Genomic DNA, 388 nt, shown 5'->3' on the forward strand with positions numbered 1-388 from the left:
ATCAAAATCGCCTTTTATATAATCAACTTTAAAGGTTGTTGAAATTTCTTCTCTATTCATAGGAATATCAATTTTTGCATTGGCTATAAAACGATTTTCGCCAGATCCTTGGTTATCACCAAAACGCCTAAAAATAAATCCGGCTGAATTTATGTATGTATCTTCAAAATTAATATCGCCACCAAAATATGCGTTATAAAAGGTATGTTTTTCATCAATACTATTATTAATAGCTGTTGTTGTAAATGTTGGTGCAACACCATACCAATTATACATTTGATGCTCAAAACCACCATTTACTTTCCATGATAAATCACGCAATTTGGTAGTATAGTTTACATTTAGTTTTGAAATGGAATAATTATCATCAAAATTAACACCATTTATA

At 28.9% G+C, this 388-nt stretch carries 1 pseudogene; it reads right to left on the reverse strand.

Going from position 1 to position 388, the window contains the following annotated elements:
* Positions 1-388 (reverse strand): annotated as a pseudogene (locus FUA24_RS25295) (TonB-dependent receptor); the annotation flags it as partial.

Source organism: Seonamhaeicola marinus, from assembly GCF_008085455.1.